Source organism: Pseudomonas sp. GW821-FHT03E01 (assembly GCF_059420765.1).
This window is the reverse complement of sequence record NZ_JBWKUI010000017.1, coordinates 38,963-54,066: the sequence shown is the minus strand read 5'-3', so window position 1 is coordinate 54,066 and position 15,104 is coordinate 38,963. Positions and strand designations below refer to the sequence as shown.

The window sequence follows — 15,104 nt, the reverse complement described above, 5'->3', positions numbered from 1 at the left end:
GTTCATGAGCAAGCCCCTGATGTACCTGCTGGCCGGCAACGGTAGCGCCGCCGATTGGTGGGATGATGCGCTGCCGCACTTTCAGCGCTATCAGGTGGTGCCGCTGGAGTTGCCGGGCTTTGGCAACAATCCACAGGCACCCTGCGAAGACCTCGCGGCGTACGCTCAAGCGTTGCTCGCGATGACGGTGCAGGGCAGCGCGATCATGGCGGTCGGGGTGAATGCGTTGCTGGTGTTGCATGCGCTGCAACGTCAGCCGGGGCACTTTTGCCGCAGTGTGTTGCTCGCGCCAGTCGGGGCGTTCTTGTGGCAACGACGGCTGCCAGCGTTGATGTCGCCGCTGCCGATTCGCAAGACCATTCACTGGTTGCTGGCGAACAAACCAGCGCTTTTTAAACACAAGTTCTCCAATCAGACTTGGACACCCGCGCAATACCAGCGCATGGGCGCCGGGTATGCCCGCTGCCGCGCGTTTGTGCCGCACTGGGACTTGGTGCGAGCAGACACCGCGTTGCCGCTGCTGGAGTGGATCACTGATCCGGTCGAGCTGGTCTGGGGCGATCAGGACAATGTGCTGGGCATCGCTCAGGCCGCAGCATGGTCAGCCATTCTTGCCCGCGCTGATCTGACTATCAGCCTGAAACCCGGTTGGGGTCATTACCCGTGGATCGACTCGCCGGCCGAATTCGCTGCGTGGCTGGAGTCGGGCGAGCGTGGGTTCGTCGCGCATACCAAGGGCGGGCGCTTGCGTCTGGCCGAGTTGGCCGGGCAAGCGGTGCCGCCGGCGCTGTCACTCAATGATTGTCACGATGAACGTCTGCTGGCGTTTCTCGCGAGCCAACCGGACGCCACGTGGGCGGTGCGCTCCTCCAGTTATGGCGAGGATAAAGCCGATGCGGCGAACGCCGGGCTGAGCACCACATTCCTGCGGGAACCGACGCCCAACGTGCCTGCGCGCATTGCCGAGCTGAGCGCGGCAGGTGTGGAAGAAGTGGTGGTGCAACGCTTCATCACACCGCAGTTGTCCGGGATCGCTTTTGTGCGACATCTGTCGGTGGAACTGGAATGGGTCGAAGGTCATCTTGAGTCGTTGGCCGATGGTCGGGTGAGCCCCGAGCGGGCGATCCTTTCCCGCCTCGGCGACTCTTGGGGCAGCGATACTTTCAAACCTTCCCACGGCCTGACAGCGGACCTGTTGTGGCGTTTTCTGCAAGACGTGTTGCGAGTCTTCCATTACGTGCCTGGCGACGTCGAATGGGCCTGGGATGGCCAGCAACTATGGTTGCTGCAATACCGGCCGATCAGCGATTACGGCTGGCGTCGGCACCTGACTGCCGCCAACATCGCCGAGATCCTGCCGCCCCAACCCAGCACTTTGGTGGAGTACGCCCAACGGCGTGCGGCGGCGAGTATTCCAGCGATCATGGCGCGTTGGGATTCGCGGGTGTTGCAGGACAACGAACCGTTCACGGCGGTGTTTGGCGGCGCCTCGTACATCAACAACGATTTGTTTCTCGCACGACTCGCAGACTGGGGCATCTCTGCCAGCAGCTACGCCGGCGAAGTCGGTGGCGCGACTCCGTATCTGCCTTGGCGACCGCTACGGATGTTACATTCGCTACCGTTATTCCTGCGTATGCAGCGCGTTGCTCGCGGGCATTTGCTGAGCCTTGAGCATGGCTTGCGGCGCTTCGACGGTGAACTGTCCGAGCTCACCACCCAAGGCGCCGACGGCCGGCAACTGGCCGACTGGTTCACCCGATTTTATGTGTTCGTGGTGCAAGGCAATCTGTGCATCGCCACCTCACTGGCCAGCAGCGGCGGCGACCTGTTGGGACGGCCACCGACGGCTTATGACGACCTTGAACACAGCCCACATCGTCTGCCGTGGGAAACCGATCCCGCCACACCGCGCCCGGCACCAACCGACCTGCCGTTGCAGGCCTTCCCGCAGTGGCCGGGGTTTATCCGCTTAGCCCATTCAACTGGCCTGCCGGGCCTGCGCGGCTACTACCTGCAAGTGCGTGAGTGGTATCGCGACAATCTCATGCGGATCTTCTTCCGCCTCCATCACGCCATGCCGCTGGCAGATCGCGAGCATTGGTTTGCGCCGCATCCCGACGTTCGTACCCGCGACGGCAGCTTCTGGCAGGACGGTCGCGAAGGCACGGAGCAGGCGACCGGGTTCATGATTTATCCGGGGCAGGTGCAAGGCGTGCTCGGCGCCGACATCCTGCTCGAAGACACCCTCGACCCCGGTCGCCACGCGCACTATCAAGCAGCGCGGGCGGTGATTGCGCGGATGGGCGGGCGGTTGTCTCACGGCTCGACGTTGCTGCGTGAACTGCGCAAGCCCTCGGCGGTGATGCCGCAGGTTGATCCGGCGTGGCTGGGGTGTGAGGTGGTGTACCGCGATGGTGAGTTGAAGTTGATCATTCCAGCGAACAAAGGATGAACCGACTGCTGTTGAGCAGTCGTCGATAACGTTATGCACAGGGATGTCGGTTGATGGGCTTAATCAAGTCTTCATGGCTGCGGGGTTCGCTACTTGGCTGGGTTGCGCTGACGCATACAGCTCTCGCCGCCGATGCCGTGGTGGTCGGCGGTGAGTCAGGCCAGTCGGCGGTTGCACACGGTCCGACCGAGGCTGTTGTCGAGCTGGATACGTGTCGGTTCTCCATGCCGTTGTTGCAAGACCAATGGCTGACGTTCGATCGCTTTTATCTGGTGTTTGTCGCGGGTAAACAACTGCCCGCTCGGGCCAGCGCGCCTGGTTTATGGCAGGCGGAAACATCGAGCGGTTATGACTGGCATTTCGAGAAGTCCGACAACCTGAGTCAGCCGTGGTTTGGCGTGATGTGTGAAAACGCTGACAGCTTCTCCCGGCTCACGGCCCGGAAGCCCCCGGAAGAGGACTCCATCGCGCTGCAAGTCCTACGTGATGACAACGACCGCAGATGCCCGGCGACCCTGACCGATCACGGTTGGGAGCCCACGTCGCTGGCGGGCCCCAAGAAAAGCTACACCTTCGAGGCACTGGGTGGGGAGAAGTCATCTGGGTTCATCTTCGGTTTCCATGACAAATCACGACGTCACATCACTCGCGTCGCTTTCTGCTTGCTCAGGGGCGAAAGCGTACTGATCGGCTCAGCAGAGTCAGGCTCATCCACTCCTTTGGCTATCAGCGCCGAAGGGTTTGAACAAATCAAAACAGCGGTGCGCAGTATTGTTTTTGAGAAAGCAGCCCAATGATGTACCCCATATACGGAGTTACAGCGTGAAAGGATGTTCAGTTCTACTCGGAGGCCTCTTGGCCATTGCCACGTCCATGGCTTTCGCCGCCGACCCGGACTTCAAGGACTACACCGTCACCCCAGTGTTCACCGGCGCCAACCATGAACCGGTACCGCAAGAAAACGGCAACGCGATGATGGATCAAGCACGAGCGCGGGCTCTGAAAGGTAAGGTCAATTTCGCCGGTCATTACATCCTGTACAGGCTCGGTTGTGGCGGCAGCGCCATTTGCGGCGAAGTGCTGGATGCGCGTACGGGGGACGTTGTCGTCGGGCTGCCGAACGCATACGACGGCAGCACTTTCGATATGGCCTACCAGCCCGATAGCCGCTTGATCTTCATTTCCGGCCTCGCGCTCGATGGCGAAGAAGACGCGCAAGGCAATCGGTTGGAAAGTCGTTACCGGGATCGTTACTACGAGTTTGTGAACAATGAGTTTCGGCTGCTGACGATCACTGACGCGGAATCACCGCCGCTTGATTAAGGATGATTGGATGAACCGTTTTTTCATTCAGCCCACGCTGAATGCTCTTTTACTTTTGCCCCTCGCCTACGCCATCCCGGTAACCGCCGAAGCAGGAGCCGACGGCTATGCAAAGTGCCTCGCAAAAAAACAGCCCAGTTAACGGTGAAAGGGAATTTTCCATGAATCAGCGTCTTCTCGCGGGCAGCCTTTCGCTGCTGCTCTCGTTTCCAGCCTTCGCCGCGCCTTCGGATGCCTACACCCAACGCGATGTCATGCAGTGTGGCGGCGTTGAGGTGGTGTTGGTGTCGTCCTGTCGATCCGTGACGGTGCAGGACACTGAAACCCACGTAATCCCGGTCTGCTCCGACCAGACAATCAACATCGGCGGCAAAGTGCTTCGGCGCAACATCGACAAAGTTTCACAGCTCACGTCCGACGGTGCGAAGACGAAGATGCTGAGTAACGTGGTAGTGGCGATGGATTGTGTGAAAGGAACCACGGGCAGCCTGGTTTCAATCGGCGGTTATGGCGGGTGCGGATCCTGCCCTGAATGGCGCGGTTATTACTCGACGGCCGGACGGTTAGAGCATTACAGCTACAGCAATAGCTATCGGTCGTTTGGTTCGAAAGGTTCTTGGGAGGGGCTCATCGAGGCTTATGGCGTCACGAAGAGACAACTGCAATCGGAAAGCCCTGCAGTGAAAAGGATCGTTTATGGCCAGCCTTAAGTGGGTGTTGATGTTCGGCAGCCTGTTTGTCGCCAGTGCCTTTGCCCAAGACCTGCCAATAGTCGGTGTCGGCGGACACTCAGTGACGTTTCGGGCGACAGAATGGACGATGCCCGGTGTGGAGTCGGCGACTGCTTGGTTCACCGCAAGTGGTAAAACGTTCCCGCTCTTCAGCATCGACGTTGGTGCTGATGGGCACTCCGGTTGGCTCAGTCCTGACAAGAAAACCTTGTTGCTCGACCCGGTGAGCTTCGGCATGTTGTCGGTCGAGAGTGGTGAAGAAAAACTGGTGTCGCAACAGCATTGCGATGTGATCTCGATGGAGACCGGTTGCGTGCTGGCTGAGCGTTCTGCCAGCTTTTGTGTCGGTAAATGGGTGGGCAATCAGTGGGTTTCCAACGACGGTGAAGTGTTCAATCCCGTCCTGGAGACGAAGCCCCCAAAGGACTTGTTGAGGCATGTCGTGGACATCGAGCCGGCGCAGTCCCGCGCGGAATCCATCGAATGGAGCCTGAGCTTTTTGAGTCCGGAGTCCTACATGGCGTGTCATCCACCGGCGCGTAATGTTCAGGCGTTCAATGACTTGGGTTTCTACTTGGCCGAGGGTGGTAACGATGAGCTTGCACTGAAATTTTATCGAGGCGTTGAGGCGCTCGGTAAACGCACAGTGTTGATGTTGAACATCGCCGATTCACTGTGGCGCCTTGGTCGCGAAGACGAAGCGCAGCGCTATTACAGCCAATACCGCGACGCAATGAGCGCCGACGGCAAGGCGCAGAAAATTCCGCAACGTGTAGTTGAGCGATCTGTAATTCAGGGAATGAAAAATTGAATATGTTTGTGCGCTCTATCGCGTTGTCCTTTGGATGCCTGTTTGCCTCCATCGCGATGGCCAAGGACGAATGCAAAGAGACCACCGTGAGCTGGCAGATCGATCTGTGCGTGGAAGCGGCACGCAAAGAAGCCGACGTACAGCTCAATGCTAGTTACAAGAAACTGCTAGCGCGGTTCGAGTCTCAGCAGCGGCGCGACCCTGAACAGGGCAAGGCGTTGATGGCGATGGCCAGAGAGGCCCAGCGCGCGTGGATCAAGCTGCGCGACACCACGTGCCCGCTCGAAGCCACGGAAAGCGAGCCCGGTGTGGCGCTGCATATTACGACTATCAACAACTGCGTGGCCAGAATGAGCCTGGAGCGTGCGGCTTATCTGGACACTATCGTCGCTGATGAGCCGGGTAATGTGGTTGATCTCAACAAGGTGTTCCTGTCCGGCTCCCAGCGCTTCGGCGATGTCGTGGCGCGTTATGTCAGCACCTTTGGCAGCCCTTGTTTGACGGTTCAGATTTTGGCGCCTAACGGCGGTTGGAGAGTGCTTTCCTCCAAGCGGTTTTGCAGTTTTGACGGCAAATCGTTTTGGGATGGCTATGCCAGTGCGTTGTTTGAGGATCATGCATTTGCTGCCGATGGTTTACACCTGACGCTCAGCTTGTTCGAGCTTCGTGGGGACGGAGAGAAGCGTCTCGCCTGCGTGATTCCGATTCAGAATGAGCAAATCAAAGAACTGAAGTGCGGCGCTCCTGAAGCAGCGTGAAACCATCAGTGTAAATATTTGAAGATTGATCAACAGGGAAGTGGGTGGAATTGGCCAGGCTCTTAAGTTTTATTGCTGCGCTCGGATGCATGGTCGGTTTGTCGGCTCAACCGGCATCGGCAAGTGACCTACAAACCATAGGCGAGCTGCATCCGCCGGTGGTTGCTTCGTTGGGTGATCAAAAGATCACGGTGTTCTTTTTGAAGAACAACCTTAAAGGTCAGGTTGGGGGCGTGCATGTGCCTGATGCTGAAATTTTCTACGCCCCCATGAATGCGGTGAAGCCTTCGCTGAATTATGTGTGGAAGGTCGAAGGCGAACAAATTGCCTCGGTGTTCTTCTTCGAGCGCAAATTCCCTGAGCGAGCGGGGAAGTCCATGTTTGTTCTGACAAAACACAAAGTCTCGCACAGCCATTTCGAAGGTGATTCCTATTCGGTGCTGGAACTGCCGCTCTTCAAGGACGGCGATCACTTGTCCTTGCAGTTTTTTCGCGGTGACCCGCCAGACCCTGAGTTGCAGAACTGCCGCGACGGTCTAAATCTGGAAGATGACGTAGAAGTCGAGTGTGCTTACAAGGATGCGGCGAGCATTAAGAAGCGCTTGGCAGACTTGGATGCAAAGATGATTGCGAATTCAAAACTGGGTCAGGGCAACCGTCAGAAGACACTACAAGCCGATGGTGACGCGGCCAGTGATTCTTGCCCCTCGACCGACTTTTCAACGTTCCTCTCAGCTTTCTCCGAACGCGCAGACTTGCAGAAAGCCTTCGTCCAACAGCCGCTGAAAATGCTCACGACTGTGGCGGGAGATCCCGAGCCTGAGATGGAAAAGCGCAGCGTCAGCGGCGATCAGATCAAGTTTCCAATCATCCCGGATCGTGTGAAACGAGAGGCCGATGGTCTTACGTTGACCGTCAAGGAAGAGCGGGGCAACAACGCCACGGCGATCCTGCAGAAGCCGGATACCGATTATGTCTTCGAGTATCAGTTTGTTCGTGGGCAATGTTGGCGGCTTGCAAAAGTCTCGGATTTTTCACTTTAGGCATGCGGTAAGCTCTACTGAGAGCACGACATCGTTTTCAAAAAAATGAGATCAGAGGGATCTGTGAAGAAGTTATTTTTAATGCTGTTGTTGGTATTGCCGCTGACGGCCCGTAGTGAGATCACAACACAGGTCTCGTGTTTCCGTTCGCTGGAAGGTAAAAACATCAATTTCGAATTCAGAACCTATTACGACTCGGTTACCCAATGGAGCGGCACTGGGGTTAGGTATAGCAAGTCGAAGAAGGCCATTTCTCTAGTCCATCGAAGCACCGAGCAAGAAATCCTGGCAGAGGATCGGCCCTATCAATTCACGACAACTTGGGTGGAAGTTTCCGAGGGGGCGCTGACGGGTGAGTATGAGATGGTCCGTCAGGGTGCTCGGATCTATGGGATGACCTATACGAATTACAAATCCGGTAAGAAATATTCGTTCGATCAAGATATCAGCATGGAGGCGTCACCAGAGACAGGCTGTCAGTGGTGAGTCGAGATTATCGAGAAAGGGGACTCAACGTCCCCTTTCTCTTTCTGTGGTCCCTTTATGCCTTAGCCCGATGCTCCGCCGGATTCGGCGAATCGATATGATCCAGCGCTCGCTCCACCAACAACTGCACTCCATCCGCCATTCTGCTGAGCGCCAGGGCGACTGAGCGGCGGGTGCCTTCGATGTCATCGGCCAGGTCGGCGGCGATGGCGCTGATGGACTTCAGGTCTTCGGAGGCGTTGGCCAGGAGGGCTTCGGTGTCGATGTCGGGGGAGACGGTGAAGAGTTTGCCTTTGCGCTTGGGTTTTTCGTTGGGTGGTGGGGCGAAATGGTGGTCGAGGGCGCGTTCGGCGGCTTCGTGGAGTTTTCTGGAATCTAAGGATTCGTAGGGGGATGTGGCTGGGTTTTCTGGGGGATTCGGTGTTGGCTTGATCATTTGAGTAGTACCGATATTAGGAGCTAGCACCGTTTCGCTTGCACTTCGAATGAGGTGGCAGCTGTGTATAGGTGTGCAAGACCGGAATCGGCAAACCGGCAGACCCGAAGGTCTCCCACACACAGCCGCCATAACGATTCGGGAGCATAGGAAAACGCTCAATGAATAGCCATAACCGATTGTGTGCCGATTCCGGACTTGCACGTCCGAGTCACCGATTTTGCGGTGACGAACAGAGGTTATCGGTGAACGCCAAGGTCGCCTAGTTCACGGACAGCCCGGCGTTTTGAAGGAAATGTCCGAGTGGTTTGAGGGCATTAAGATCAAAAGATCGCAGCCTTCGGCAGCTCCTACAGGAATGTGTTTCTTTAGGTGTAGGTCGGGTCCCTCAGAATGAAGTGCAAAGCGTGACTTAGCGGTCATCATGCGGGAAAAACGGTTCATCTTCTTCTAACGCAACCCGATGGTGGCGTTCTGGCTTGAAGCGACTACACTGCGCCGGCCGTTCATTTTTCTTTTGAGGCTGTGCGCATGAAATTTCGTTTTCTTCTGTGGATGCTGGGTTTGTTGATGGGTAAGGCCAGTCGGACTAATCCTGCGTTTCAGCAGCAGTTGGGTGACAAGGCGTTGGTGTTTCAGCTACAGACCCTGGACGGGAAGGTGGCGCGGCATTTCGTGGTGAAGGATCAGCGCATTACCAGCAAGTCCGGCGTGTATGCCGAGCCTGCGTTTGCGATTGCCTTTAAAGACGCGGCGTATGGCTTTGCCACGATGCAGGCGAAGAACAAGCAGTTGGCGTTCATGCAGGGGATTCAGGACAAGTCGATTCAGATCAAGGGCAACCCGGCGCTGGTGATCTGGTTTCAGGGGTTGACCAAGTATTTGAAGCCTAGGAAGGCGAAGGCTGAGGCCTGAGAACCTTGATCCAGTCAGGAGTGGAGGAGGCTTTTGTGGCGAGGGAGCTTGCTCCCGCTGGGCTGCGAAGCGGCCCTAAAGCCTGAGACTTCGGTTGTATCTCACACACTGCGGCGGCTGGGTTGCGACTGCTGCGCAGTCGAGCGGGAGCGAGCTCCCTCGCCACAGGGGTTGTGGTGATCAGGTAGATCGGTGGGGGATTCATCGCGGGCAAGCCCGCTCCCACAGGGATTACCTGAGTCCTGTGGGAGCGTGGCTTGGTCCGGGCGGCGATCCGACGATGCCTTTAGGCCTGGCTAAATTGCGAAGCCAATTCGCGCAGCAACACTTCAGCTTCAAGCACTTTGCTGACCACATCGTTGGCCTTGTCGCGCGTCAAACCAACGCGTTCCAGCAACGCATCCGGAATGTCTTCATCCGGACCCGAACCAATCCCGCGACTACGCAGCAAACGCACGGCCAAACATACGAGGTTCGGGTACTCGGCGTAGTCGCCGTCGTAGCTTGGGTCGTGCTGGAAGCGCAGGGCGGTGGCCAGTTCTTCGGGCATGTCCCAGTAGCGCATCAGCCATGAGCCGATCTGTTCGCGGCTGATGCCCAGCAGGTGTTGCTCGACGTAGCTGTGGCACAGGTGCGGGTTGACCTCCAGGTGGCGGCAGATCAGCGAGAAGTGCGGCGGGAAGACGTGGGCCAGCAGCAGGTAACCGAAGTTGTGCAGCAGGCCGGCGAGGTAGGTCAGGCCGGCTTCCGGGCGCTGGGCGCGGGGCATGGCGCGGGTCAGGCCTTCGATGACGGCGGCGGTGTAGATCGATTGCTGCCAGTACGGCGTGGTGTGTTGCGGGTGGTCTTTGGGCAGGCTCAGGGTTTTGCCCAGGGCCAGGCCCAGCGCCAGGTTGATCACCAGGTCGAAACCCAGCACGCGGACGATGGCGTCTTCCACTGAACGAATCTTGCCCGGCGAGGCGTAGTACGGCGACGCCGCCCAGCTGACGACTTGGGCGGCCAGGGCTGGGTCGGTTTCGACCACGCCGGTGATGTCGTCGATGGTGGCGTTGGGGTCGACCCGCAGTTTGATGATTTTTTGCGCGGTTTCGGCCAGCGGCGGTATCTCGATGGTCGCTTCCAGGCGTTGCTGAATGCGCCGCGCGGTGAACGCTTGCACGGCCTGGGTGATTTCCTCGCGGTCATCGTCGGGGCGGTCGAGGTTCGGGCGGATGCTGTGCACGGCTTCGCCGAAGTTGCCGGCGCTGGCCTTGGTCAGCATGGTTTTGAAATCTTCGCTGGTGATTTCCAGCAGCACGCCCGGCTCGCCCGAGTTGATCAGCAACTTCGGTTCGCGCAGCAGGCTTTCTTCATACAGGCACGGTGAGCTGGTGAGCGCCGGCAGGCCGGGCAGCAGGCTCAGGCTGTGTTTGCCGAGCATTTTTACCAGGCGTTCGGTGGATACGGCGGTCAACCGGCGGCCGGTGAGTTCTGCGAGGCGGTTGAGGTCGAGCAATTGACTTTGCGGAAACAGCACCATGAGCGCGCCGACGGCATCGTCCAGCAAAACCGCCTGCACTTTGCGTGAGGCGTTCAGGCCGTGATGGTCGAGGACTTCCTGGTAGGCGATGCCCAGTTTGCCGAGCAGCAGCCGAATAACAGACGGAGCGTGCGGGGTTTCAGGGGCGAGGGCAGCTTCTGTCATGGTCTGTATCCGTTTTCAAACAATTGCAGGAGTATAACCAGCTTGTTTAAAGCCAGGGTCCAGAAACTGCGACAGTGCTCACACTTGGCCGTATTGCTGCCCATGGCGTAGCCAGCGGTCGAGCAGCGGGCTGACGTGATCCGGCCAGCGTTCGAGCAAGGCTTGGGCGGCGTCGCGCACGGCGGGCAGTAAATCGGCATCGCGCATCAGGTCCGCGACCTTGAATTGCAGCAGGCCGGTCTGGCGTGTGCCGAGCATTTCGCCGGGGCCGCGCAGTTCGAGGTCTTTTTCGGCGATGACAAAACCGTCGTTGGTTTCGCGCATGATGCCCAGCCGCTGACGGCCGATCTGCGACAGCGGTGGATGGTAGAGCAGCACGCAATGGCTGACGGCGCTGCCCCGGCCGACGCGGCCACGCAACTGGTGCAATTGTGCGAGGCCAAGGCGTTCGGGGTTTTCGATGATCATCAGGCTGGCGTTGGGCACGTCCACGCCAACTTCGATCACGGTGGTGGCGACCAGCAGTTGCAGGTTGCCGGCCTTGAATTCGGCCATGACGGCAGCTTTTTCGGCGGGCTTCATGCGGCCGTGGATCAGGCCGACCTTCAACTCGCCGAGGGCGGCGGTGAGGTCTTCGTGTGTGGTTTCGGCGGCCTGGCAGGTCAGCTCTTCCGACTCTTCGATCAGCGTGCACACCCAATAGGCCTGACGGCCCTCGGCACAAGCGCCGCGCACCCGTTCGATCACTTCGACGCGCCGGGTGTCGGTGACCAGCACCGTATTCACCGGGGTGCGGCCGGGGGGCAATTCGTCGAGGATCGAGGTGTCGAGGTCGGCGTAGGCGCTCATGGCCAGCGTCCGCGGGATCGGCGTGGCGGTCATGATCAGCTGGTGCGGACACATCCGCCCGCCGACGCCTTTCTGCCGCAATGCCAGGCGCTGCTGCACGCCGAAGCGGTGCTGTTCGTCGATGATCGCCAGTGCCAGGTTCTTGAATTGCACTTCGTCCTGGAACAGTGCGTGGGTGCCGACCACCATCGGTGCGCCGCCCGCGATCTGCTCCAGCGCGGCCACGCGGTTTTTGCCCTTGAGCTTGCCCGCCAGCCACGCAACTTCGATGCCCAGCGGTTCGAGCCAGCGCTTGAAGGTGATGAAGTGCTGCTCGGCGAGGATTTCGGTGGGCGCCATCAGTGCGACCTGATAACCCGCTTCCAGCGCCTGAAGCGCGGCGAGGGCGGCGACCACGGTTTTGCCCGCGCCCACGTCGCCCTGAATCAGCCGCAGCATCGGTTCGTGCTGGCTGAGGTCGTAAGCGATTTCGTTGCCGACCCGTTGCTGGGCGCCGGTCGGGGTGAAGCCGAGGTTAGCCAGATACTGTTGTGGCAGTTTCGTGGCTTTGGGCATGGCCGGCGCGCGCAGGGCACGCATGCTCTCGCGCAGGCGCTGCTGGGACAGTTGATGGGTCAGCAGTTCTTCGAAGGCCAGACGATGCTGGGCCCAGTGATGACCGAGGGCGAGTTCGTCGACGTCGGCATCAGCGGGCGGGTGATGCAGGTAGCGGATCGCATCGGCCAGCGGCGCCAGTTGATAGTCCCGGGCCAGTTCGGTCGGCAGCCAGTCGGGCAGGCTGCTGGGGCCGAGCAGGGTCAGGGTTTGCATGCACAACTGGCGCAAACGCTGCTGGGTCAGGCCTTCGGTGAGCGGGTAGACCGGGGTCAGGGTTTCATCCACCGGCGGCGGTTCGTCACCGGTGATGGCGCGGTATTCCGGGTGGTAGATTTCCAGCCCCGAGGCGCCGGGCCGGGCTTCGCCGTAGCAGCGAATCCGTGTGCCGCGTTTGAGGCCTTCTTTCTGGGCGTTGCTGAAATGGTAGAAGCGTAGGCTGAGCCCGCCGGTACCGTCCTGCAGACGGACAACCAGGCTACGGCGCCGGCCCATGACCACGTCGGCACCGCTGACGGTGCCTTCGATCACCGCGTCTTGCCCGGGTCGCAAATGGCCGATCGGGACCACGCGAGTGCGGTCCTGATAGCGCAACGGCAGGTGGAACAGCACGTCCTGGAGATTCTCCAGACCGACCTTGGCGAGTTTCTCGGCCATGGCTTCGCCGACACCCTTGAGTGCCGTCACCGACACTTGCGACAACTCGGTCATGACAGCGACTTAACCGGCCACCACCGGCGCTGGCGGCTTGGCCACCGAGCACAGGCGAATGGAGTCGGCGAGGATTTCAATCGCCTTGGGCCGTGGGAAGCTCGCGCGCCAGGCGATGGCCACGGTGCGGAACGGCACCGGCGCACTCAATGGACGCACTTCGATCACGCCGGGGGCGTAGTGGTGGCTGTCCACCGCCGACAGCGGCAGGATCGAAATGCCCAGGCCAGAGGCGACCATGTGGCGGATGGTTTCCAGCGAGCTGGATTCCACCGTGGTGTGCTTGGCGCCGTCGTTGCCTTTGGCCAGGGTCGGGCAGGCTTCCAGCACTTGATCGCGGAAGCAGTGGCCTTCGCCGAGCAGCAGCAGGCTCTTGTCGTTGAGCAGAGCGGCGTCGATGGATTCTTTTTGCGTCCACGGGTGTTGGGCCGGCATCAGGACGTAGAACGGCTCGTCGTAGAGCTGCAACGTCAGTACATCGGCTTCGTTGAACGGCAGGGCGATGATGATCGCGTCGAGCTCGCCGTTGCGCAGTTTGTCGCGCAGCACGTGGGTGAAGTTTTCTTCGATGTACAACGGCATCTGCGGGGCGACCCGGTGCAGTTGTGGAATCAGGTGCGGGAACAGGTACGGGCCGACGGTGTAGATCGCGCCGACTTTCAGCGGCGCGGTCAGCTGGTTCTTGCCGGCCTGGGCCAGTTCGCGGATGCCTTGGGCCTGTTCCAGGACTTTCTGTGCCTGGGCAACAATGCCTTCACCGACCGGGGTCAGGCGCACGGCGCTCTTGCTGCGCTCGAAAATCAGCACACCGAGTTCGTCTTCAAGCTTTTTCACGCCCACCGACAGGGTCGGCTGGCTGACGTGGCAACGCTCGGCCGCGTGACCGAAGTGCTGCTCTTGGGCGAGGGTAACGATGTAGCGTAATTCTGTGAGAGTCATAGCAAGCGTCCATGAAGTTGCGGGCCAAGCATACCGGCTGCAATCGATAGACGCACGTTATCAGACTGAGTGTGCTAAGTGACACTGGGCAATGCAGGTTTGCCGTTTCCAGATATGCAAAAAGGCACCTTTCGGTGCCTTTTATAGGTTTTGTAACCGCCGAAGAACCTGTGGGAGCGGCGGTGTTTTTAGCGTCGGCGTTCCAGCGAGTAAACAAACGGTGCAACGATTTCGATGGTGCCGTTGTTCAGCATGTCGGCCGGTGGCTTGGGCAGCGGTTGGGCGCGGCGGATCATTTCCAGGGTAGCCCGGTCCAGATCGGCGTTGCCGGAGCGGCCCACCAGTTCGAACGACAGCACGTTACCTTCGGCATCCACCACAAAGCGCAGACGGTTCAAACCTTCCTTGCCGCGTTGCTGTGCGCTGGCCGGGTACTTTTTGTACTTGGCCAGGTGCGCGAGCAGGGTGCCTTGCCAACTGGCCTTGGCGGCTTGTTGCGCGGGCGATGGACCGGGAGCCGGCTGAGCGGACTTCTCCGTCGGCGCCTGGGTTGGCTGCGTGTCGCTAGGCTTCTCCTCGGAAGGCTTTTCCTTCGGTGGCTCCGGCTTTTTCTCCACAGGCTTGGGCGGTTGCGGCTTCGGCTTGGGTTTGACCGGCTTGGGCACGGCAATCTCGGCCTTCGGCGCTTCAGCGAGTTTTGGAATCGGCAGTTCTTCCACCGGTGCCGGTGGCTGTGGCGGCGTGATCACCTTCGGCGGTGCGGGCGGTGGCGGGGCCGGCATCGGCGCCAGCTCGACCATCATCGCTTGCGGCGGCAGCTCGATCGGCGGGCGCGAGGTCCAGTTCAGCGCGAGCGCAATGGCCAGCGCATGGACGCCCAGCACCACGGCCAGGCTACCGCTGTAACGCGTCAGCTTTTGGCGCGTGTTGATCATTTTTTGGCTGCCGTCTCGAGTCCGACCAGGCCGACCTTCAGGTAACCGGCGGCGCGCAGGGCGTCCATCACGCTCATCAGGTCGCCGTAGTCCACGCCTTTGTCGGCCTGGAAGAAGATCGTCGTGTCTTTCTTGCCCTGGGTCTTGGCGTCGAGTGTGGCGCCGAGGGCTTCGGTCTTCACTTCGTCTTCGCCGAGGAACAGGCGCTGGTCAGCTTTGACGCTGAGGAACACCGGTTTCTCTGGCCGCGGCGCCGGTTTGGCGGTGGAGGCGGGCAGGTCGACCTTGATGTCCACGGTGGCCAGCGGCGCCGCCACCATGAAGATGATCAACAGCACCAGCATTACGTCGATGAACGGCGTGACGTTGATTTCGTGGTTCTCGGCCAGATCGTCGTCTGCGCCTTCTTTCAAATGCAGGCCCATGGCCGA

16 protein-coding genes are annotated in these 15,104 nt (G+C 59.7%); 10 read left to right on the top strand and 6 right to left on the bottom strand.

The window, feature by feature from the left end:
• Window positions 1–4: 4 nt before the first annotated feature.
• The 9 genes from AC07VO_RS25825 (at window position 5) to AC07VO_RS25785 (ending at window position 7,607) form a co-directional block, all read left to right on the top strand.
• Window positions 5–2,455 carry an alpha/beta fold hydrolase gene (locus AC07VO_RS25825; RefSeq protein WP_086945179.1) on the top strand — a complete coding sequence of 817 codons (2,451 nt, stop codon included), beginning with the start codon at window positions 5–7 and terminating at the stop codon, window positions 2,453–2,455.
• Window positions 2,456–2,508: 53 nt separating this feature from the next.
• Window positions 2,509–3,252, top strand: coding sequence for a hypothetical protein (locus AC07VO_RS25820; RefSeq protein WP_018927464.1), 744 nt, complete (start codon window positions 2,509–2,511; stop codon window positions 3,250–3,252).
• A gap of 76 nt (window positions 3,253–3,328) precedes the next feature.
• Window positions 3,329–3,778, top strand: coding sequence for a hypothetical protein (locus AC07VO_RS25815; protein ID WP_086945178.1), 450 nt, complete (start codon window positions 3,329–3,331; stop codon window positions 3,776–3,778).
• A gap of 10 nt (window positions 3,779–3,788) precedes the next feature.
• Complete coding sequence (locus AC07VO_RS25810) at window positions 3,789–3,920, top strand: hypothetical protein (protein WP_256580758.1); 132 nt, start codon at window positions 3,789–3,791, stop codon at window positions 3,918–3,920.
• 19 nt (window positions 3,921–3,939) lie between these two features.
• Window positions 3,940–4,488 (top strand): hypothetical protein, encoded by a 549-nt coding sequence (locus AC07VO_RS25805; RefSeq protein WP_086945177.1) that lies wholly within the window; start codon window positions 3,940–3,942, stop codon window positions 4,486–4,488.
• Window positions 4,475–5,320, top strand: a complete 846-nt coding sequence (locus AC07VO_RS25800) for a tetratricopeptide repeat protein (RefSeq protein ID WP_086945176.1) — start codon at window positions 4,475–4,477, stop codon at window positions 5,318–5,320. Before AC07VO_RS25805 ends, AC07VO_RS25800 begins: the two co-directional genes overlap by 14 nt.
• Window positions 5,321–5,322: 2 nt before the next feature.
• Entirely contained in the window at window positions 5,323–6,078 is a 756-nt protein-coding gene (locus AC07VO_RS25795; RefSeq protein WP_495007680.1) for a lysozyme inhibitor LprI family protein, read from the top strand.
• A gap of 44 nt (window positions 6,079–6,122) precedes the next feature.
• Complete coding sequence (locus AC07VO_RS25790) at window positions 6,123–7,121, top strand: hypothetical protein (RefSeq protein ID WP_245846300.1); 999 nt, start codon at window positions 6,123–6,125, stop codon at window positions 7,119–7,121.
• Window positions 7,122–7,202: 81 nt separating this feature from the next.
• A complete protein-coding gene (locus tag AC07VO_RS25785) occupies window positions 7,203–7,607 on the top strand; it encodes a hypothetical protein (RefSeq protein ID WP_018927471.1) in 405 nt (134 codons plus the stop codon).
• A gap of 55 nt (window positions 7,608–7,662) precedes the next feature.
• On the opposite strand, the gene AC07VO_RS25780 is transcribed toward AC07VO_RS25785, so the two are convergent.
• Window positions 7,663–8,043, bottom strand: coding sequence for a DUF6124 family protein (locus AC07VO_RS25780; protein ID WP_064621110.1), 381 nt, complete (start codon window positions 8,041–8,043; stop codon window positions 7,663–7,665).
• Between the two features lie 531 nt (window positions 8,044–8,574).
• Between AC07VO_RS25780 and AC07VO_RS25775 the strand changes: the two genes are divergently transcribed.
• A complete protein-coding gene (locus tag AC07VO_RS25775) occupies window positions 8,575–8,958 on the top strand; it encodes a hypothetical protein (RefSeq protein WP_064621109.1) in 384 nt (127 codons plus the stop codon).
• Between the two features lie 286 nt (window positions 8,959–9,244).
• Here AC07VO_RS25775 and AC07VO_RS25770 read toward each other — a convergent pair whose 3' ends face one another.
• The 5 genes from AC07VO_RS25770 to exbD all read right to left on the bottom strand — a co-directional run bounded on the left by AC07VO_RS25770 (window position 9,245) and on the right by exbD (window position 15,098).
• A complete protein-coding gene (locus AC07VO_RS25770) occupies window positions 9,245–10,645 on the bottom strand; it encodes an aminoacyl-tRNA deacylase and HDOD domain-containing protein (protein ID WP_064621108.1) in 1,401 nt (466 codons plus the stop codon).
• A gap of 78 nt (window positions 10,646–10,723) precedes the next feature.
• Window positions 10,724–12,799, bottom strand: coding sequence for an ATP-dependent DNA helicase RecG (recG, locus tag AC07VO_RS25765; RefSeq protein ID WP_018927475.1), 2,076 nt, complete (start codon window positions 12,797–12,799; stop codon window positions 10,724–10,726).
• A 9-nt stretch (window positions 12,800–12,808) separates the two neighbouring features.
• A complete protein-coding gene (locus AC07VO_RS25760; protein ID WP_008007618.1) occupies window positions 12,809–13,738 on the bottom strand; it encodes a hydrogen peroxide-inducible genes activator in 930 nt (309 codons plus the stop codon).
• Window positions 13,739–13,926: 188 nt separating this feature from the next.
• Window positions 13,927–14,673 carry an energy transducer TonB family protein gene (locus AC07VO_RS25755; RefSeq protein ID WP_018927476.1) on the bottom strand — a complete coding sequence of 249 codons (747 nt, stop codon included), beginning with the start codon at window positions 14,671–14,673 and terminating at the stop codon, window positions 13,927–13,929.
• Complete coding sequence (gene exbD, locus AC07VO_RS25750; protein ID WP_007934588.1) at window positions 14,670–15,098, bottom strand: TonB system transport protein ExbD; 429 nt, start codon at window positions 15,096–15,098, stop codon at window positions 14,670–14,672. The genes AC07VO_RS25755 and exbD overlap by 4 nt, the downstream gene beginning before the upstream one ends.
• Window positions 15,099–15,104 lie beyond the last annotated feature (6 nt).

Coding starts and splice junctions, on each gene's coding strand:
- AC07VO_RS25825 (WP_086945179.1), top strand. CDS start 5: ATGAGCAAGCCCCTGATGTACCTGCTGGCCGGCAACGGTAGCGCCGCC.
- AC07VO_RS25820 (WP_018927464.1), top strand. CDS start 2,509: ATGGGCTTAATCAAGTCTTCATGGCTGCGGGGTTCGCTACTTGGCTGG.
- AC07VO_RS25815 (WP_086945178.1), top strand. CDS start 3,329: ATGGCTTTCGCCGCCGACCCGGACTTCAAGGACTACACCGTCACCCCA.
- AC07VO_RS25810 (WP_256580758.1), top strand. CDS start 3,789: ATGAACCGTTTTTTCATTCAGCCCACGCTGAATGCTCTTTTACTTTTG.
- AC07VO_RS25805 (WP_086945177.1), top strand. CDS start 3,940: ATGAATCAGCGTCTTCTCGCGGGCAGCCTTTCGCTGCTGCTCTCGTTT.
- AC07VO_RS25800 (WP_086945176.1), top strand. CDS start 4,475: ATGGCCAGCCTTAAGTGGGTGTTGATGTTCGGCAGCCTGTTTGTCGCC.
- AC07VO_RS25795 (WP_495007680.1), top strand. CDS start 5,323: ATGTTTGTGCGCTCTATCGCGTTGTCCTTTGGATGCCTGTTTGCCTCC.
- AC07VO_RS25785 (WP_018927471.1), top strand. CDS start 7,203: ATGCTGTTGTTGGTATTGCCGCTGACGGCCCGTAGTGAGATCACAACA.
- AC07VO_RS25780 (WP_064621110.1), bottom strand. CDS start 8,043: ATGATCAAGCCAACACCGAATCCCCCAGAAAACCCAGCCACATCCCCC.
- AC07VO_RS25775 (WP_064621109.1), top strand. CDS start 8,575: ATGAAATTTCGTTTTCTTCTGTGGATGCTGGGTTTGTTGATGGGTAAG.
- AC07VO_RS25770 (WP_064621108.1), bottom strand. CDS start 10,645: ATGACAGAAGCTGCCCTCGCCCCTGAAACCCCGCACGCTCCGTCTGTT.
- recG (WP_018927475.1), bottom strand. CDS start 12,799: ATGACCGAGTTGTCGCAAGTGTCGGTGACGGCACTCAAGGGTGTCGGC.
- AC07VO_RS25760 (WP_008007618.1), bottom strand. CDS start 13,738: ATGACTCTCACAGAATTACGCTACATCGTTACCCTCGCCCAAGAGCAG.
- AC07VO_RS25755 (WP_018927476.1), bottom strand. CDS start 14,673: ATGATCAACACGCGCCAAAAGCTGACGCGTTACAGCGGTAGCCTGGCC.
- exbD (WP_007934588.1), bottom strand. CDS start 15,098: ATGGGCCTGCATTTGAAAGAAGGCGCAGACGACGATCTGGCCGAGAAC.